This window comes from Corynebacterium limaceinasi, assembly GCF_046717465.1.
Lineage (GTDB): Bacteria > Actinomycetota > Actinomycetes > Mycobacteriales > Mycobacteriaceae > Corynebacterium.
Genome location: NZ_CP177100.1, coordinates 1,735,848 through 1,754,355, shown reverse-complemented (window position 1 = coordinate 1,754,355; position 18,508 = coordinate 1,735,848). Strand labels below are relative to the sequence as shown.

Here is an 18,508-nt window from a genome sequence, read left to right as displayed (position 1 = left end):
TTTCCCGAAAACCACCATGTGATTTATCTCTCTAAGAAAATTGCCGAAACCGGTTGCGGACGAGAGCTGAACCGTCGCGGCCGAGACGGCTACAGCGGAGTGGATTGTGACAGAACTTCAAGTTTGCAGGCGTCACCTGCATTGATGTCTCGTCGGATGAGAATAGAAAAAGTTCCCAGGTAATTATTAATAGCGAGTTCCACACGCTTCCTTATTGGTGGCTGGCAATTCGGTAAAAAACGATTAGCGAAGGCGGGGGGAATTGAAGTGACTTTAGGGTCCGGAACGGCCATAATTACCACTGTGACGAGCGTAGTTTCTAACCAAGGTATGACAGCACCACGTGTTGCCTCGCTGAACCGACCCAATATGGTCAGCGTGGGCACCATCGTGTTCCTGTCTCAGGAATTGATGTTCTTTGCCGGACTGTTCGCGATGTGGTTCACCTCGCGAGCGAACGGCCAGGAAGGCGATTGGGCGGAGCACACTGCCCATATCAACCTGCCAATGGGTTTTCTCATTACTGCAGTGTTGATTTCTTCCTCCGTGACCTCGCAGTTCGGCGTGTTTGCCGCAGAAAGGGGTGACGTTTACAAGCTTCGACTCTGGTACACCATCACGCTGGTATTGGGTGTTGTCTTCTTGGGCATCATGGCGTTTGAGTGGGCTGAGTTGATTCACGCAGGCGTGACGGTACAGTCCAGCGTCTTTGGTTCGGTGTTCTACATCATCACCGGCTTCCACGCTGCGCACGTAACCGCCGGTTTGATTTCCTTTGCAATCATCCTGGCCCGTATCGCTAAATCTAAATTCACGCCGGCACAGGCAACTGCCGCCATGGCAGTGTCCTACTACTGGCACTTCGTTGACGTTGTGTGGATCGGTGTGTTCACCGTTATCTACTTGATTCAGTAGTGTCGGCGAACCTCTCCCCAAAACAGTCCTCCCGTGTTCGAGTTATCTAAAGGAAAATGATGGATAACAATTCGCAGTCCGAGTCAGTGGAGCAGACCACTGTCGCGGCTAAGAAGACCCGCCGTCGCCGCAAGGCGAAGCGCACCCTTGCAGGTGGCTTTGCTTTGGCCATCGGTTTGACTGGCGCTGGCGTCTTGGCCTCTGCCTTGACGCCCGACGCTCAGGTCGCTACGGCGGAAAAAGATGATCAAGCCCTCGTGCAAGAGGGTAAGGACATCTACGACACCGCTTGTATCACCTGCCACGGTGCCAATCTGCAGGGCATCGAAGGCCGTGGCCCCTCTCTCGTAGGTATCGGAGCCGGCTCTGTGTACTTCCAAGTTCACTCTGGGCGTATGCCGATGATGTCCAACGACGCTCAGGCAGAGCGCAAGGCTCCTCGTTACACCGAGCAGCAGACCTTGGCGCTGGCCGCTTATGTTGCAGCTAACGGCGGCGGCTCGGACATCGTCTACAACGATGATGGAAGCATTGCTCAGGAATCCCTTCGTGGCGCTAACTACAATGGTCAGATTCAGGCCGAAGACGTTGCTAAGGGCTCCGAGCTGTTCCGCATGAACTGTGCATCCTGCCACAACTTCACCGGCCAGGGCGGCGCGCTGTCCTCCGGTAAATACGCTCCTGAGCTCGCGCCCGCTAACGAGCAGGAGATCTACCAGGCAATGTTGACCGGTCCGCAGAACATGCCAAAGTTCTCTGACCGCCAGCTGACTGCAGACGAAAAGAAGGACATCATCGCCTACTTGAAGTCTGCGGAAGAGACTCCGTCTCCTGCCGGTTGGGATCTTGGCGGTCTCGGCCCAGTGGCTGAAGGCCTGGCAATGTGGATTATCGGTATCAGCGCCCTGTGCGCCGCTGCTATGTGGATTGGATCGCGCTCATGAGCAATGTGAAAAAGAATTACACTGACGCAGAGCTCGATAAGATGAGCAATGATGAACTTGCTGCACTTGGTACCGAGCTCGATGATGTCACCGTAGCGTTCCGCAAGGAGCGCTACCCGGTTGAAGGTGACCCCGCAGATAAGCGCGCGGGGCGCAATGTCGCCATCTGGTTGGCAATCTCCGCTATCGGCGGATTGGGCTTCTTGGCTGTTTACCTCTTCTGGCCTTGGCAGTACAAGCAGCTAGGGGAGGACGGCCTTGTTTGGCATACTCTCTACACCCCGCTGCTTGGCATTACCGCCGCACTGTCCATTTTTGGACTCGGCTTTGCCATCGTGCAGTACGTCAAAAAGATTCTGCCGGAAGAGATTTCCGTGCAGCGTCGCCACGATGGCCCTTCGGAAGAAGTTGACCGTCGTACTCTTACCGCTCTCTTGAACGACTCGTGGAAGACCTCCACTCTTGGCCGCCGTAAGACCATCCAAGGTCTGCTCGGTGGTGCGGGCGTACTCTTCGGCTTGACTGTTATTGCTCCGCTGGGCGGCGCAATCCGTAATCCATGGAAGGTTCGCCACGAGGTGAACTACGCCGGTGACGGCACGCTGTGGACCTCCGGTTGGACCATGTACGAGAAGGGCGTAAAGCTTTACCTCGCTCGTGACACCGGCACCATCGCTGAGAAGCACTCTGGTGAGTCCGGAGAGCACTACACCACCGAAGGCGTTACCCGCCTTGTGCGCGTTCGCCCTGAGGACTTGGCCGCCGGTGGCATGGAGACCGTCTTCCCGCTTGCGGAAGAAGACGTCAACGACGGTGACCAGTACGACGCTAAGCGCGACGTGTACGAACACCACATGCACTCCATCCACGGCAACCGCAACGCGGTGATGTTGATTCGTCTGCGCCACTCCGATGCGCAGAAGGCAATCGAGCGTGAGGGACAGGAAGACTTCCATCACGGCGATTACTACGCCTACTCCAAGATTTGTACTCACATTGGTTGCCCAACTTCCTTGTACGAGGCACAAACCAACCGAATCCTGTGCCCCTGCCACCAGTCGCAGTTCGACGCATTGCACTACGGTAAGCCGGTCTTCGGCCCGGCCGCCCGTGCTCTGCCACAGCTGCCTATCACGGTGGACGATGAGGGCTACCTTGTTGCAGAGGGCAACTTCATTGAGCCTGTCGGTCCGGCATTCTGGGAGCGTAAGTCATAATGAGCAATAAACTCGCCCAAATGGGCAACAACATGGACGAGCGCTACAGCGCCGCCGGCGTGCTAAGGACGCAGCTAAACAAGGTCTTTCCGACCCACTGGTCCTTCATGCTCGGTGAGATGGCGCTGTACAGCTTCATCATTCTTCTACTAACCGGTACATACCTAGCGCTTTTCTTCGATCCTTCCATTACGAAGGTCATCTACGACGGCACCTACGCACCGCTGAACGGTGTTGAGATGTCGCGCGCCTATGCAACCGCACTCGATATTTCCTTCGAGGTGCGTGGCGGTCTCTTTGTTCGCCAGATGCACCACTGGGCAGCCCTGCTGTTCATGATGTCGATGGTTGCGCACATGCTGCGCATCTTCTTCACCGGTGCTTTCCGTCGCCCGCGCGAAGCCAACTGGATTATTGGTTGCACCCTTATCCTGCTGGGCATGATCGAGGGCTTCCTCGGTTACTCCCTGCCGGATGACCTGCTTTCCGGTGTCGGTCTGCGCATTATGTCCGCCATCATCCTGGGTCTGCCGATTATCGGTACCTGGCTGCACTGGGCCATCTTCAACGGCGACTTCCCGTCCGACCTGATGCTGGACCGCTTCTACATCCTCCACGTTCTGGTTATCCCAGGCATCATCCTGGGCCTCATTGCAGCCCACTTGATCATGGTTTGGTTCCAGAAGCACACCCAGTTCCCTGGACCGGGTCGCGCAGAGAATAACGTTGTCGGCGTCCGCATTATGCCGGTCTTCGCCACCAAGGCAATTGGTATGGGCATGATGGTCGCTGGTGTCCTGGCTCTGATGTCCGGTGTGCTGACCATCAACGCCATCTGGTTGCTTGGTCCGTACAACCCATCTCAGGTTTCTGCAGGTTCTCAGCCCGATATCTACATGCTCTGGACAGACGGTGTGGCTCGTGTCATGCCTGCTTGGGAGCTGTACCTGGGTAACTACACGATTCCTTCCGCCTTCTGGGTCGCGCTGTTGTGTGGCCTGATGGTCGTGCTGCTTATCACCTACCCGTTCCTGGAGAAGAAGTTCACTGGTGACGATGCGCACCACAACCTTCTGCAGCGACCGCGTGACGTTCCTACGCGTTCTGCAATCGGTGCAGCAGCAATCGTGTTCTTCCTGCTGGTTACTCTCTCCGGTGGTAACGACCACGTTGCGCACTTCTTCCAGATTTCGTTGAATGCGATGACCTGGGTCGGACGTATCGGCCTGATTGTCCTGCCGCCGATTGCTTACTTTATGACCTACCGCATTTGCGTTGGTCTCCAGCGCTCTGACCGCGAGGTGCTCGAGCACGGTATTGCTACCGGTGTCATCAAGCAGCTGCCTAACGGTGCCTTCATTGAGGTCCACCAGCCGCTCGGCCCGGTTGATGAGCACGGCCACGCAGTACCGCTTGAGTACGCAGGCGCTCAGGTGCCGAAGCAGCTTAACCACCTCGGTTACGCTGACTCCGAGATTCAGGGCACCTTCAGCCCGGACGATCCGGAACTCATGCGCCGCGTTCACGAGATTCACGAGGAGAACCACGAAGAGGAAGCGGAGATGTTCCGTCGCCTCAACGAGGCCAACCGCCGTGATGACGAGGAAAACGGTCGCATCTAACCTTTCCTTGGGTTAGCTCGATACACGCTCACTAAACGAGCCCGCTAAGCCACCAATACTTGGTGGTAAGCGGGCTCGTTTCAGTTTTGGGACCGTCGCTTTTTAAGGAATCGCGGCTTACTGTTGCTGGGCTATCGAGCTAGGAGTCGGCACATAATGCAGACATCCTGGGACTGTCTCTTTTGGGCGAAAACCGGATATTTGCCTGAAATAACTTGGTAGATGGCCTCGCACAAACGCGGGGTCAACCTAGGAGGTAAGAACTTCGTCGTCCTTCACATACGGGAATGGAAGTACCGACAAACGCCGGCTCACGCGGAAACGCCTTGTCTAGCGGTGGGCAATAGCGCCAGCCCTGTTAGTTAGCAGTAGGGTAGCCGTCCTAGGAGCATGAGGTTGCCACTGAGCCTGGGATGGAAGATTTCCGTAATGAGGGCCTTCAAACGAGTCCATAGCCGGCATTTGCCTTTAAACGTGGTCTTCAGGGCTTCGGAATAGCTATTGCACACCCTCCAGCCCTCATGTGTTCTTTTCCCGTTGCTTCACTTTTGGACACAGTTAGCACAGTTCTTATTGGCAGCTTTTCTGCTGTAGTCATCACCACTAGAAGCGTGAGACTTACCTAGGTCCTTTGCTACAGCTTTTTGCCGATGCCAGGACTCTTCGAGCGTATCGTCTCCATGAGCAGTCGCAGGATCCACGTTCGTATCCTCTTCGCCATTTCGCCTGGGTAATTTAAGAGCACCGTGCTCTGTGCAGACACTTGGCTTGAGACTCGTCGGGAGCCGGCAGGCGACCGTTCCTCGGAGCGCGAAGAGTAGGCGTTATTCTCCGCCCTTAGATACTGCAGTGAGGTTTTCGTTCGTGCCGGACCTTTAAAACAAGTATTGCCGGCCGCTGCAATGACTAGGCGGACCAAGGCCTTTCTATAGGGGCGCACGCCGTAAAGCGAGGGACCGGGCTAGACTCATCCTCCTTTGCCCGGTGGGTAGTGGAAGCGGCGTTACCTAACAGGGCCCAGTGCTTGGCAACAAGCCGGGGGATGGGCCCCTAGGTTTAACGCGCAATAGGCTCGCGGGTTCAGTAAAACCCCGGAGGGGGTACCGCTGCATAGGGCGGCCGGTTTTACGCGATCAGAGGGCGTTAAAGGACGGGGCTGATGGTACGAAAGTGATTGTCACACATAGTATGTGTCGAAAGTCACCAAATATAATTTTTGAACTTGTTGAAGCCCTCGTTTATGGAACGAGTAACCGCCGGAGGTGGGGTACGCCTAGGCTATTGTCCCAGTGTAGGGGCCTTAAAAATCAGTAATAGCTTTATTGAATCTTCGACAGGTCCGGTTTGTCTCGGCTTGGTCAAAATAAGATAACGAACGTGTAACAAAGCTAGATCCGGGGTAGTGAATGGACATTGATTGTGATGATTTCGTAACCTATTCGAGACATTGAGTTACCGCCCGAAAGGTGCTCAATAGGAAATGAAAATTTAAAGCGTCGCATCTGGCTCCTCCTAGTGAGGGGCCGAGTGGAGGAAGGCCTAAAGGAACGGTCTTCTAATGAACACTAGGCCCTAGGGTCAGAGCTTTTCTACAAGGAAAGTAGACGCGTAGGAAGATTTGGAGTTTTTCTCGTGGCAAAGCACCGTCGTCAGGGCACTGTAAATACCCGTCGTATCGCATCTACTGCAGCTATCGCTGCAACCGCAGCTGTCGCCGCCCCGGGCGTCGCTCAGGCTGCCGAGGTCGTTGTTCCTAATACCGACTACCGTTTCGAGGTTGCCGGTCTGGAAAACGTCCCGAACATTGACCAGGTCCCAAACATTGACAAGTACGTCCCGTCCTTGGGCCAGGTTTCCAACCAGGGTGGCGACGACTTCGTCGCTGCTGCAGAGCAGCAGGCTGCTCCGGCCCCGTCCACCGTTGGTCAGAAGGCTCTGGAAGCTGCACGCTCCGTCCTTGGCTCGCCGTACGTTTATGGCGCTGCTGGCCCGAACGCTTTCGACTGCTCCGGTTTGACCAGCTGGGCTTACTCCCAGGCTGGCGTTCAGATTCCGCGTACCTCCCAGGCTCAGGCTGCTGGCGGTACCCCTGTTTCCTTGGACCAGCTCCAGCCTGGTGACATCATTTCCTACTACGGTGGCGCTTCCCACGTCGGTATCTACACCGGCAACGGGACCATCATTGACGCGCTTAACTCCGGCACCCCTGTGCAGGAGCGCGACTTGAACTACATGCCGATTAACAATGCCGTGCGCTTCTAATTGGCAGTGATATGACATGCCCTTCCCTTTGTGAAAAAGGGAAGGGTTTTGTTGTGCAACGGCGGCTAAAACCCGCTATAGTAAATTTGATTTTTGAAAATTTTGAGTTGAAGGTCTTTTCGTGTCTAAACGTGTGCTCCCAGCTGCCGCATTAACCGCAGTCCTCGCTGTCACTTCACTTTCTGGCCTCCCGCAAGTTATTGCGCAGGAGGCGGAACCGAACCAAGAGTCTGCTTCTGAAAACGTCGATGATCTGGTCGATCGCGTCGGAGAGGTTGCTCGAAAGGTCTCGGCGAAGAATGAGGAAGTCAAAGAGCTAGAAGATAAGCTCGCGGCCAAGGAAGAAGAGGTCGCTCAAGCGGAGCAAGACTCCGCAGAGGCCCAAAAACGCGTACATGACGCGCAGGGCGATGTCTCCACGCAGCAAGGCCGCGTGGACGACTTGGCACAGTCTCGCTACCGGGGAGACTCCCGTTCCGCCGTTTCGGGTGCGCTGGCTGCGGAAGACCCAGCAGACGCCGTAGAGCGCATGGGATACTTGGGCGCGCTTTCGCGCAAGGCGCAACGCACCCTCGATGCCAAGGCAGATGCAGCCTCAATGGCTGAAGCGGTTCAGCAAGAAGCCGCTGACGCTGCGAAAAAGGTGCGCGAGGAAAAGAAGGACCTCGAAAAGCAGCGCGATGAACTGGTAAAGCAAAAGGATGCGCTGGAAGAGCAGCAGGCAGATATCGAAGCTCAGGTGGATGCGCTGAGCGATGAGCAGCGCGAAGCTTGGGAAGGACAATTCGGCGGCACGGATAAGCTGGATTTCGACTTGGGAGAGATCGCCGATGGCGCTAGCTCTGCGGCTCTGTCCAAGTTGGGTTCGCCCTACGGCTGGGGTTCTGCCGGTCCGAACCAGTTCGACTGCTCTGGCCTGATGTACTGGGCATACCAGCAGATTGGAAAGACCATTCCGCGTACCTCGCAAGCACAAATTGCAGGTGGCACGTCCGTGCCGGTGGATCAGCTGCAGCCCGGCGATATCGTGGGCTACTACCCAGGAGTTACCCACGTCGGAATGTACATTGGCAACGGCCAGGTAGTACACGCCTCGACCTATGGCGTGCCAGTTCAGGTCGTGCCACTCAACTCGATGCCTATTTCGGGGACTGCGCGATTCTAAGTGGCCCGCATACTGCTGGTAACGAATGACTTTCCTCCCAAAGTCGGAGGAATCCAGTCCTACCTGCGGGACTACCTAGAAGCGCTCAACCCAGACGATGTCGTAGTATTCGCTTCGACCCAAGAGCCACCTGAGGACTATGACGCCTCTGTCGCCTACAAAGTCATTCGGTGGCCACACCGCGTGATGCTGCCCACCCCGGCCACCATGCGCCGCATGCAGGAAATCATCCGGCAAGAGGCCATTGAGGTTGTGTGGTTTGGTGCAGCGGCACCGCTGGCGCTGATGGGAAAAGCCGCGCGGCAGGCGGGGGCGCGCCGCGTGGTGGCAACGACGCATGGCCACGAGGTGGGGTGGTCTATGGTTCCACTGGCCCGGCAATGCCTGCGGCTGATTGGCAATAACGCCGATGTCATTACGTATATCTCGGATTACACTCTACGGCGCCTGCGCGGGCCGTTTGGTCCGCACCCGGAGTGGGCTCACCTGCCTTCTGGGGTCAGCCTAGATTCACTTTCCCCCGCAACCCCTGCGCAGCGCGCGGCCGCGAAAGCGGAGTTCGAGGTGAGCGGGCCAACCATCGTCTGTATTTCCAGGTTGGTCCCGCGCAAGGGGCAAGACCAATTATTGCGGGCGATGCCGCAGGTCAGAGAAGAATTCCCCGATGCGCAGCTAATGTTGATTGGTCGCGGGCGCTATCACGACGTACTGCAAGAATTGGCAGAGGTGTACTGTCCCGATGCAGTGATTCAGCCTGCCCCCAGCATTGAGACCGCGCTTCATGCCGCAGATATTTTTGCCATGCCGGCCCGCACCCGGGGCGGCGGCTTGGATGTGGAAGGCCTGGGCATCGTCTATCTGGAAGCACAAGCCTGCGGGCTGCCGGTCGTTGCCGGTGATTCTGGGGGAGCGCCGGAGACCATTACGGAAGAGACGGGGATCGTCGTCAAGGGCGCGTCCGTCGATGAGCTCGTGGAGGCCTTGAAGCAGCTCTTGCGCTCGCCAGAAATGCGTGATCGTATGGGGCAGGCGGGGCGCAGGGACGTTGAAAAGCACTGGAGCTGGGAGATCATGGGGCAGCGGCTGAGAAAGCTTATGGCTTGATGTGACCCTGGCCCGGTTGTCGGTATATTCTGATATCCATGCTTGAAAACAACTCCGCCGATCTTACTATCGGCTTCGATGTCGGTGGCACCAATGTGCGCGGTGGAGTAATCACTCGAGACGGGGAAATCCTTGCGAGTCGCACCATGCCAACCTCGGGGGATCCGCGCCAGCTTAATGATGACCTGGTAGCGATCGTCGAGGAGCTGCGCGCGGACTACCCCGTGGGCGCGGTGGGCCTTGCCGTGGCGGGATTTTTAGACCCAGAGTGTGAGACAGTCCGCTTCGCCCCGCACCTGCCGTGGCGGAATGCCCCGGTCCGGAGAAACCTCGCGGAACGCTTGGGGCTGCATGTCCGGCTGGAGCATGATGCCAACTCCGCTGCTTGGGGAGAATGGCGCTTTGGCGCGGGGCGCGGCGCGAAGGATTGGGTGTTTTTTGCCGTTGGCACCGGCATTGGCGCTACCTTGATGACTCACGACACCATCTACCGAGGCGCCTTTGGCACTGCTCCGGAATTTGGTCATATCGTCGTGGTGCCGAATGGCAGGCAGTGCTCGTGCGGCAAACGAGGCTGCTTGGAGCGCTATGCCTCAGGCACGGCCCTGCCGGATACCGCGCGCGAACTGCGGCCAGACTATGAGACCTCCTTGCCGCCGTATCCCACCGGTGAGCAGGTTGCACGCGCGGCACGTGGGGGAGACCCACTCGGTATTGCGGTAATGGAGAACTTTGGACAGTGGTTGGGCCAAGGCTTATCCATCGTGTCTGATGTGCTCGATCCGGAGCTCATTGTCATTGGCGGCGGGGTGTCCCAAGATGCGGATATGTACTTAGAGGAAGCCACCGCTGCCATGGGCCGGGATATAGTCGGCGCTGGACATCGCCCCCTTGCTCGCGTTGCAACCGCGGAATTGGGTTCGGCAGCAGGTATGATTGGCGTAGCTGACCTGGCCCGCCGCGGCCACTAGAATGAGCGAAGGACGAGCTGGAGATGAAAAACAAATGGTACTGGGCGTTTAAGCACATCTTTTTCGGGCCCGCCCTGCGTGTATGGAACCGCCCTTGGTCAGAAGGAATGGAAAAAATCCCTGCTGAAGGTCCCGCGATTTTGGTATCCAACCATCAAGCGGTGATGGATTCCTTCTTCTTCCCCCTGCTGTGCCCGCGCCAAATTACTTTTTTGGCCAAGTCAGAGTACTTCACCACCCCCGGCCTCGTGGGCGGCATGCAGAAATGGTTTTTTAGCTCCGTCGGGCAAGTTCCCATTGAACGGGATCATGAATCAGCCAGCCAGGCCATGCTCGAGACCGCGCGAAAGATTTTGGGGCGCGGTGATCTCTTTGGTATCTACCCAGAGGGCACTCGGTCCCCAGATGGACGTGTGTACAAGGGGCGTACCGGGATGGGGCGCATTGCCATGGAGACCAATCAGCCGGTCTATCCCATCGCTATGATCAATTCCCGCAAGGCTAACCCGATCGGTTCGTGGATTGTCCGCCCCGCCAAGGTGGGAGTGCGAGTGGGAGACCCCATTTACCCGCATGACTGGGCGCGCGAACACGGCCTGGATCCGCAGCAGCACGAGACCATACGCGCGTTCACGGACATGGTCATGGGGACATTAGCCGAGCTCTCCGGCAACCCCTATGTGGATGTCTATGCGGCTGATGTAAAGGAATCATTAAAGGCCGGCCACGGGTACCCCGCCGGTGCGGAGATTAAAGGGAGGTAATTACAATTCCTCAGGCCCGCTTAGCGTGGCCGGATACCGCAAAAGGAATTTCTATCATCGGCGTGGTGCTCCTACACATCACGCTGAAGGTGCCAGGAGCCGAACAAACGTGGCTAGCAAGTCTCAATACCTATCTCGACCCCCTGCGCCTTCCCCTGTTCTTTCTGGTCTCCGGCTACTTCTCTTATAAAGTCTTTCGTTACAGTTTCGCGGAGTTATTTACCCGCCGGCTCTGGTTTTTCCTCATTCCTTATTTGGTGTGGATGTCCGTGGAGCATATGACCAAACAGCTGGAATACCAGTGGGTTTTCGGTGACTCCTCCATGGGTATGACCGAGATGCTGCAAAATCTTTTACTTGGCCATACGATGGCGTGGTTTATCCACGCGCTCATTTTGTTCAACCTATTTCTGTGGTGCGTGCGCAAATTGCCTGCGTGGGCGGGCATCGGGCTGAGCTTTACCCCCGTTATTTTTATTGCCTGGCAGGAACAGTTTCAGTTTATTGGCAAGGCCATTATGTTCCTTCCCATCTTTGTAGGCGCCGCCTACCTTCGCGAACCGATTACCCGTTTTGCGGCCGCGGCAGAAGAAGTATTCCACGGCTCGTGGACCGTGCGCAGTGTTGGAGCGTATGCCGCGGCCATCGGCGCTTATTGTGCAGGCCTGGCCCTGCGCCACGCGTGGGACGGCAACGAAGCAGACATTGCTTTTAACTGGCCCCTGCTGGGCGCGGACTTTTTGGGTTGGGGAGATATAAACCTATTAGTGCGCTTTGTGGAACAGGTGCTAGAGGTGCCCGCGGGCATTATTGGGGCCGTGCTCATTAGCCACATTCCGTGGATTGCAGAAGGCGTGAAGTTCGTCGGCCGGCACACGCTGCCGATTTATCTCTCGCACCCCATCGGCTTGACCGTGGGCTATGGGTACTACATGGCGCATCATGACTATGCTGTGTCTTTGGCCGGGTCGTGGCCGCTGGAAAATACGTGGTTCTGGATCGCCATGTGCTTTATCTTTACGGCCATTTCTTCCCTGGCGCTGTGGGCGCTGGGGAAGGTCCCTATCCTTGGCTGGACGCTGGTTCCGCCGCGGATCGGTAGGCGCCGCCCCGCCGTAGAGCCAATGGTAGCGAACAAGCAACCAACAACACGGTGATGATGACGTAGTCATTGCCAACGATGTGCTGCCACCACGTCCAATCCAGCTCTTGGTCCTCGGTATGCGGAACCTGCCAGTGGCCGCGGGCGAAAAGCGCCAGCCAGGTGAGAGCGGCGAGAATCCAGCGGCGGCTGGCCACTAGGTAGATGCCCACTAAAACCAGCCAGGTGAAGTGGTGCGACCACGATACGGGGGAGCACAGCAGCGATACGGAGGCTGCCAGGAGCATGAGCACAACCTGGTTACCGTGAGACAGGCGCTCCATGGCAAACCACACGATCGCGATGACGACGATGACGCCAACGAGCCACAGGGTTTCTGCGTTATTGGGGCTGAGGCGGGTAAACAAGCCGCGCAAGGATTGGTTGGCGCTATAGGCTAGGCCGCCGATGCGCTCGGAATCGCGCAGGGTAGAGGTCCAATACTCAATCGAGCTATGCGGATTGGCAACAAAGGCGATGAGGCCGGCGGCCACGAAGGAACCCAGGGTGGTAAAGAAGGCCTTCCATTCGCGTCGGACGAAGAAGACAGCCAAAAAGACCGCCGGGGTGAGCTTGATGGCGATGGCGATGCCGGTCAGGATGCCGCGGGTCTTTTTCACCCATAGCAAATCAATGACCACGAGTGCGGTGAGCAGGATATTGATTTGGCCAAAGCTAAAGGTCTGCGTAATTGGCTCGGCCAGCATGGCGGCAAAAAGCCACCACGCCGCCCATTGTTGGCAGTTGAGGGTACGCAATACCAGCGCAATGCAGACCCACAAGGCGAGCACGGAGAGGACCGTGATCACCACGGCGGCAGCGGTGAGGGGGATCCACTGGAGCGGGGCGAAGAGCAGGGCCGCAAACGGTGGGTAGGTAAATGGGAGAGAGACGTTGCGGTCGGTGCCTACGAAATAGTCGCGGTTATAAAGGTCGCTGCCGAATCCGGCCCCGCCTTCGCGGTAAACATCGAGGTCAATGTGGTAAAAGGCGCGAAAATCACCGGAGAATAAGGCAGGAATATCGATAATCCACCACAGGGCGGCAAGCGCTGACAGGATTAGGGGGAGGGCGGTGGTCCACAGGGATTTATTATCGGTTCGGCTCACCTGCAAAATTTTACAGCGGCGCGATCGTGGGGCCAATTTCCCGCGCCCATCGCCGCAGCGCTAGGCTTGTACAACGTGCGTTACTTCTATGACACCGAATTTATCGAGGATGGCAAGACCATTGAATTGGTCTCCATCGGCATCGTCGGTGAGAACGGAAGTGAATATTATGCCGTATCCACGGATTTTGACCCGTCCAAGGCCAACTCTTGGGTTAAGGAAAACGTCTTGGCCAAACTGCCCAGTCCCCAGGATTCCGCATGGAAGCCGGCGAGCACCATCCGCACGGAAATCCTGGAGTTTCTAACGCGCAGCTCTACGCCCATTGAATTGTGGGCGTGGGTCGGCGCGTATGACCACGTGGTATTGGCGCAGCTGTGGGGCGACATGGCGAGTTTTCCCAAGCGCCTGCCGCGCTATACTCGCGAGCTAAAGCAGCTGTGGGAGTTCGCCGGGCGTCCTAGCTTGCCGGCCGTGCCTAAGGGCAACCACGATGCGCTTGTCGATGCCCGCCATAACCTCGTCAAATTCCGCGCCTGCACCGAGGTCTTGCCCTTGTCCAAGGGTAATAGAATCAATTTCTAGCAGTTAACTACCAAGCGACAGGCATTAAATGGTTAAATGGAAGAGTGAGTTGGACAGTAGATATTCCCCAAAGTGTTCTGCCTGATCTTCCGCCCTTGCCTGAGGGCATTGAGGAGGTCTTCCAGGACGTCATCAAGCGCGATGCAAAGCAACAGCCCAGTTGGGATCCCACCCAAGCCGATAACGTGCGCAAGATTCTCGAGTCGGTGCCACCCATCGTGGTTGCCCCAGAGATTGAGAAGCTCAAGCTGCAGCTTGCCGATGTCGCACTAGGCAACGCCTTCCTGTTGCAAGGCGGCGATTGCGCCGAGACCTTTGAATCGAATACCGAACCGCATATTCGCGGCAACGTTAAGACCCTGCTGCAGATGGCCGTCGTATTGACCTATGGCGCGTCCGTTCCAGTGGTGAAGCTGGGGCGCATTGCTGGGCAGTACGCCAAGCCGCGTTCCTCGGATACGGACGCGAATGGCCTGTTGAATTACCGCGGGGACATCGTCAATGGCGTGGACCCCACCGATGAGGATCGCCGCCACGATCCTGCCCGCATGATCCGTGCTTACGCTAACTCTTCTGCCGCCATGAACTTGGTGCGCTCTTTGACCTCCTCCGGCACCGCGGATCTCTACCGCCTGCACGAATGGAACCGCGAGTTCGTCCGGAAATCGCGCGCCGGTGCCCGCTACCAAGACTTGGCCCGCGAGATTGAAAATGGCTTGAAGTTCATGAATGCGTGCGGCGTGCAGGACTCCACCCTGCACTCGGCGGATATTTACTGCTCGCACGAGGCGCTGCTCAAGGATTATGAGCGTTCCATGCTGCGCTTGGGCCAAGATGATAATGGCGATACCAAGCTCTATGACCTCTCCGCGCACCAGGTGTGGATTGGTGAGCGCACCCGTGGGCTGGATGACTTCCACGTTAATTTCGCCGCCATGATCGGCAACCCAGTGGGCATCAAGCTCGGACCTGGAGCCACGCCTGAGCAGGCCGTGGAATACGCCGAAAAGCTAGATCCCAACCGCGAGCCTGGCCGCCTGACCATCATTTCCCGCATGGGCCACGACAAGGTTCGTAGCGTCTTGCCGCCCATCATCAAGGCCGTCGAAGATTCTGGGCACACCGTGGTCTGGCAGTCCGACCCCATGCACGGCAATACCTTTACCTCGTCCAACGGGTACAAGACCCGCCACTTCGACAAGATCGTCGACGAGGTGCAGGGCTTTTTCGAGGTACACCGCGATTTGGGCACCCACCCGGGCGGCGTGCACCTCGAGTTCACCGGCGAAGACGTGACGGAATGCCTCGGTGGCGCCGAGGACATCACCGACCTGGACCTGCCGGGCCGCTATGAATCCGCCGTGGATCCGCGCCTGAATACGCAGCAGTCCCTCGAGCTCTCGTTCCTCATCGCTGAGATGCTGCGGAACTAGGGCACCACCTAGACCCAGAGGGAAGGGGTTCCTTCGTAGTAGGAGGAACCAAACCACCACCCGCTGATAGCGACCGCACCGGTAGCCACCGCCACTGCGAGGAGAAAGACCAGCAGTGAGGCGGGATGGCGATTGGTCAGGGGCCGCTCGGCGGGTTCTTCTTCTGCCGCCTGTGCCGGCGGCTGCGCGGGAGAATGTGCTGCTGCACCCACGCCCGCAGCGGGTGCTGGGGCGGGGACAGGAGCCGGGGCCGGCGCTGGTGCTGGAGCAGGAGCCAGCGGCGGCTCGGGGGAATCGTCGGCGGGCGCCTGGGGGACATCGAGGCGCGTTTCAAAGTCTGGCTGCGGCGGATCCGGCTCGGGCTCAGGGGGAATGACCTCGGTGGGCCCGCCGTCTAAATGCTCGGTAGCGCCTTGCGGGATGGTCCGCGTGGGCTCAAATACATCCGTGGCGCCGATGCCGGAATAATCCGTCGGCGTTTGCGCGGTGCGCGCGGCGGCCGCATTGCGGGGAACCGGGATGGTCACCGTGGGCAGATCCAACTCCCGGCAAATATCTTCGATGGCATCGAGGAACTCCCCGGCATCGGCAAAGCGCTCGCGGGGATCGCGGGCGGTGGCGGTGGCCACGAGGGCATCGACAAGCTTGGGCACGCCCTCAGCGCGCGTGGATGGGGCGGGAACATCATCGTAGAGGCGCGCGGTGGCGTGCGCGATCGGGGTATCCCCGGAGAAGGGCACGGTTCCGGTCAGGAGCTCAAAAAGCACGATGCCGGCCGAATACACGTCGGTAGCGGGGGTTATATCCTCGCCGGTGACCTGTTCCGGTGCCAAGTACGAGACGGTGCCGACGATCATATTCGAGGTGGCCTGCGCATTCGTCGCACGGACCAAGCCGAAATCGCCCAATTTCACCCGGTGATGCGAGGTAATGAGCACGTTATCCGGCTTAATATCGCGGTGGATAAGCCCCGTGGAGTGCACCTCGGTTAAGCCTTGGAGCACGCTGCGCAGCGTCGATAATGCGGCAGGAACGGTAAGCGGGCCGCCTTCGGCAAGCAGCTCCCGCAAAGTGCCGCCATCGATAAGCTCCATGATGAGGTAAATGGGCTCGCCATCGGCGGAAAAATCATGAATGGCCACGAGGTTGGGGTGCTGCAAACGCGCCATCGCGCGGGCCTCGCGGGAAAAACGCTTGATAAAAACCGGGTCATCGTCATAGCGCTCATCCATGACCTTTGCGGCCACTTGGCGGCCCAAGCGCATATCCACGCAGCGATAGACGGTAGACATACCGCCGCGGGCGATGGGGCGATCGATGCGGTAACGGTCTTCCAACACGTCACCAATTTCCAACCTAGTCATACCTCCCAGTATGGCCGATCCCCTAGGCCGCGTTAAAGTAGGTGGCGTGACTAACGCAGAAAACTCCCTGAATTCCTTATTGGCCGGCGAAGAGCTGCTCAGCATGCAGCAGGTGGCAGACAAGCTAGGCCTTCCCATCACGCGCGCCTATGACCTGCTCCAGGACCGCAAATTCATTGTCTGGGACTCGCCCGAAGGCAAGCGCGTGCCGCTCGCATTTTTCAATGACAAGGGGAGCATCGCCAAGCATATCACTGGCGTTATCACCGTGCTTACCGATGGCGGCTATGACGACGAAGAAATCCTGCGCCACCTTTTTACCGCAGATGATTCCCTGCCTGGCCGGCCAATCGACGCCCTGCACGGGCACCTGGCGCGCGAGGTCATTCGGCGGGCTCAGGCGTCTGCTTTTTAGCCCAGCGCTTGGGGAGTTGAGGGCCTTTTTGGCTCACGCCATCGAACATCCACTGCGTTGCGGACCAGGACAAAACGATGACGCCAATGACCCAGAACCAGTTATAGAGCTGGTGGTTGCCATCGCCGGAAAAGCTCAAGCTGATAAATAGCGCTACGCCAGAGGTAAACTTCAGCAGCCACAGCGGCGGGCGGAAGGTGCCCATGAGCGTAAAGATGGAGGCGTAGTACCACGGCAGGGTCACCGAGTTGAAGACGAAGGCAACCTGGTAGGCCGCCGCGGTGCCCATAATCGCATCGCGGGCCGTGTGCCGGCTTAGCCACCACACGATGACCAGCCCGATGAGCATGCACACCATCGCGATGGTGCGCAGGACGCCCAGGATGGCGTTATAGGATGCGTCCGGGTCAAAAATGTGGACCGCTGGGACGATGATGTCTGCGGCCAATGTCGGGCCCGCCAAGGGGTTAATCACCTTAGAATTTCCGCTGACCTGGGATAGCCAGCCCCATGAGGTGCCGGAGGCCCAGGTAATAAGCGCCACGGAGGCGATGATTTCCACGGCAGCGATGAGCCCTGAGCAGACGAAAACTACCGCCGTGCGCGCCGCGGTAGAACCCTTGGGCGCGTAGCGGTGCAGCATCAGCCAGACGATGAAGGGGGCTGCAAAGATCGCGGTAGCCTTCATCGCCACCGCCGTGCCGACTAGCAGTAGCGCGGCGTGGAAGCGCTGGTGCAGCGCGGCCAAAAGCCCCAAGGACACCAGGCCGACCATGAGGGATTCATTATGCATGCCGCCAATGAGGTGCAAGATGATGACCGGGTTGGCAACGCCAATCCACAGCGCGACCGCCGGGTCCGCGCCGAGCTTTCTGGCGATGCGCGGGACCGTCCACGCAATGAGGACAAAGCCCGAGAGCGAAAGCAGCTTATAGATGATGATCCCGGCGGTGACGTTATCGCCCACAACGGTGGTCACGATCTTGCCTATCCACAGGTGCAGCGGACCGTACGGGGTGGTGGTATTGCGCCAGTCTTGGGAGACCTCCAGCAGGAAGGGGCCGGGGTTGATGGCGGCGCCCTCGGTATAAGGGTCGAACCCATCGCGGACCATGGCGCCCTGCATGAGGTAGGAATACACGTCCCTAGAAGCCATGGGGCCGGCGAAAAGCAGTGGGGTGACCCAAGCGATAAGGATGCGTCGTAGCTCGCGCACCCCTCCCTCTGGGCGCGGGTTTTTAAGCTGCCGGCGGATAATCATGCGCCCGGCAAGCACCCAGGCGGCGGCGAGGAGGAAAATGCCCACCCAATACAGCACCAACCCAAGGTTGCGCCCGTGACCATAGGAGAAGAAGCCGATATTGAGCGCTTCGAGCACGCCGCCGCGATTGCGGGTCGAGCCGCCGGAAAAGGACGAGAAAAGGAGCACACACGAGGCCACGAGGCCCAGCGGGAGCGCGCGGGGGACTGGCAAGGAGTAGGTTTTGGCCACGGTGA

At 58.2% G+C, this 18,508-nt stretch carries 16 protein-coding genes; 13 read left to right on the top strand and 3 right to left on the bottom strand.

Features of this window, described 5'->3' with window-relative positions; translation table 11 throughout:
• Positions 1 to 330: 330 nt before the first annotated feature.
• From ACLI1Q_RS08520 to ACLI1Q_RS08475, 10 genes are all read left to right on the top strand, one after another.
• Positions 331 to 915, top strand: a complete 585-nt coding sequence (locus ACLI1Q_RS08520) for a heme-copper oxidase subunit III (RefSeq protein WP_197719670.1) — start codon at positions 331 to 333, stop codon at positions 913 to 915.
• A gap of 56 nt (positions 916 to 971) precedes the next feature.
• Complete coding sequence (locus ACLI1Q_RS08515; RefSeq protein WP_239269747.1) at positions 972 to 1,859, top strand: c-type cytochrome; 888 nt, start codon at positions 972 to 974, stop codon at positions 1,857 to 1,859.
• A complete protein-coding gene (locus tag ACLI1Q_RS08510) occupies positions 1,856 to 3,076 on the top strand; it encodes a ubiquinol-cytochrome c reductase iron-sulfur subunit (protein ID WP_239269748.1) in 1,221 nt (406 codons plus the stop codon). Before ACLI1Q_RS08515 ends, ACLI1Q_RS08510 begins: the two co-directional genes overlap by 4 nt.
• The gene (locus tag ACLI1Q_RS08505) at positions 3,076 to 4,698 is read left to right on the top strand and encodes a cytochrome b (RefSeq protein ID WP_005278357.1); all 1,623 of its coding nucleotides are present in this window, start codon (positions 3,076 to 3,078) and stop codon (positions 4,696 to 4,698) included. Before ACLI1Q_RS08510 ends, ACLI1Q_RS08505 begins: the two co-directional genes overlap by 1 nt.
• Positions 4,699 to 6,330: 1,632 nt before the next feature.
• Positions 6,331 to 6,960, top strand: coding sequence for a C40 family peptidase (locus ACLI1Q_RS08500; RefSeq protein WP_239269954.1), 630 nt, complete (start codon positions 6,331 to 6,333; stop codon positions 6,958 to 6,960).
• 121 nt (positions 6,961 to 7,081) lie between these two features.
• Entirely contained in the window at positions 7,082 to 8,125 is a 1,044-nt protein-coding gene (locus ACLI1Q_RS08495) for a C40 family peptidase (RefSeq protein ID WP_239269953.1), read from the top strand.
• Entirely contained in the window at positions 8,126 to 9,229 is a 1,104-nt protein-coding gene (locus ACLI1Q_RS08490) for a glycosyltransferase family 4 protein (protein ID WP_239269952.1), read from the top strand.
• A gap of 38 nt (positions 9,230 to 9,267) precedes the next feature.
• The gene (locus tag ACLI1Q_RS08485) at positions 9,268 to 10,200 is read left to right on the top strand and encodes an ROK family protein (RefSeq protein WP_239269951.1); all 933 of its coding nucleotides are present in this window, start codon (positions 9,268 to 9,270) and stop codon (positions 10,198 to 10,200) included.
• Positions 10,201 to 10,223: 23 nt separating this feature from the next.
• Positions 10,224 to 10,964 (top strand): lysophospholipid acyltransferase family protein, encoded by a 741-nt coding sequence (locus ACLI1Q_RS08480; RefSeq protein WP_239269950.1) that lies wholly within the window; start codon positions 10,224 to 10,226, stop codon positions 10,962 to 10,964.
• Between the two features lie 62 nt (positions 10,965 to 11,026).
• Positions 11,027 to 12,121: an acyltransferase family protein gene (locus tag ACLI1Q_RS08475; protein ID WP_239269949.1), complete on the top strand. Its 1,095-nt coding sequence runs from the start codon at positions 11,027 to 11,029 to the stop codon at positions 12,119 to 12,121.
• Here the strand turns inward: ACLI1Q_RS08475 and ACLI1Q_RS08470 are convergent.
• Positions 12,027 to 13,214, bottom strand: a complete 1,188-nt coding sequence (locus ACLI1Q_RS08470) for a glycosyltransferase 87 family protein (RefSeq protein ID WP_239269948.1) — start codon at positions 13,212 to 13,214, stop codon at positions 12,027 to 12,029. The two genes, ACLI1Q_RS08475 and ACLI1Q_RS08470, sit on opposite strands and share 95 nt — an antisense overlap.
• 75 nt (positions 13,215 to 13,289) lie before the next feature.
• Between ACLI1Q_RS08470 and ACLI1Q_RS08465 the strand changes: the two genes are divergently transcribed.
• Together ACLI1Q_RS08465 and ACLI1Q_RS08460 are read left to right on the top strand one after the other, a co-directional pair.
• Positions 13,290 to 13,799, top strand: coding sequence for a polyadenylate-specific 3'-exoribonuclease AS (locus tag ACLI1Q_RS08465; RefSeq protein ID WP_239269947.1), 510 nt, complete (start codon positions 13,290 to 13,292; stop codon positions 13,797 to 13,799).
• 44 nt (positions 13,800 to 13,843) lie between these two features.
• Entirely contained in the window at positions 13,844 to 15,232 is a 1,389-nt protein-coding gene (locus ACLI1Q_RS08460) for a class II 3-deoxy-7-phosphoheptulonate synthase (RefSeq protein ID WP_239269946.1), read from the top strand.
• An 8-nt stretch (positions 15,233 to 15,240) separates the two neighbouring features.
• On the opposite strand, the gene ACLI1Q_RS08455 is transcribed toward ACLI1Q_RS08460, so the two are convergent.
• Entirely contained in the window at positions 15,241 to 16,596 is a 1,356-nt protein-coding gene (locus ACLI1Q_RS08455; protein WP_284772039.1) for a protein kinase domain-containing protein, read from the bottom strand.
• A 10-nt stretch (positions 16,597 to 16,606) separates the two neighbouring features.
• Between ACLI1Q_RS08455 and ACLI1Q_RS08450 the strand changes: the two genes are divergently transcribed.
• The gene (locus tag ACLI1Q_RS08450) at positions 16,607 to 17,011 is read left to right on the top strand and encodes an Rv2175c family DNA-binding protein (protein ID WP_284772040.1); all 405 of its coding nucleotides are present in this window, start codon (positions 16,607 to 16,609) and stop codon (positions 17,009 to 17,011) included.
• Here the strand turns inward: ACLI1Q_RS08450 and ACLI1Q_RS08445 are convergent.
• Positions 16,980 to 18,503: an alpha-(1->6)-mannopyranosyltransferase A gene (locus ACLI1Q_RS08445; RefSeq protein ID WP_239269943.1), complete on the bottom strand. Its 1,524-nt coding sequence runs from the start codon at positions 18,501 to 18,503 to the stop codon at positions 16,980 to 16,982. The genes ACLI1Q_RS08450 and ACLI1Q_RS08445 overlap by 32 nt on opposite strands.
• Positions 18,504 to 18,508: the final 5 nt, after the last annotated feature.

What these genes read in the sequence shown, in the direction of transcription:
- ACLI1Q_RS08520 (WP_197719670.1), top strand. Translation starts at nt 331, where the DNA reads ATGACAGCACCACGTGTTGCCTCGCTGAACCGACCCAATATGGTCAGC.
- ACLI1Q_RS08515 (WP_239269747.1), top strand. Translation starts at nt 972, where the DNA reads ATGATGGATAACAATTCGCAGTCCGAGTCAGTGGAGCAGACCACTGTC.
- ACLI1Q_RS08510 (WP_239269748.1), top strand. Translation starts at nt 1,856, where the DNA reads ATGAGCAATGTGAAAAAGAATTACACTGACGCAGAGCTCGATAAGATG.
- ACLI1Q_RS08505 (WP_005278357.1), top strand. Translation starts at nt 3,076, where the DNA reads ATGAGCAATAAACTCGCCCAAATGGGCAACAACATGGACGAGCGCTAC.
- ACLI1Q_RS08485 (WP_239269951.1), top strand. Translation starts at nt 9,268, where the DNA reads ATGCTTGAAAACAACTCCGCCGATCTTACTATCGGCTTCGATGTCGGT.
- ACLI1Q_RS08480 (WP_239269950.1), top strand. Translation starts at nt 10,224, where the DNA reads ATGAAAAACAAATGGTACTGGGCGTTTAAGCACATCTTTTTCGGGCCC.
- ACLI1Q_RS08455 (WP_284772039.1), bottom strand. Translation starts at nt 16,596, where the DNA reads ATGACTAGGTTGGAAATTGGTGACGTGTTGGAAGACCGTTACCGCATC.
- ACLI1Q_RS08450 (WP_284772040.1), top strand. Translation starts at nt 16,607, where the DNA reads ATGGCCGATCCCCTAGGCCGCGTTAAAGTAGGTGGCGTGACTAACGCA.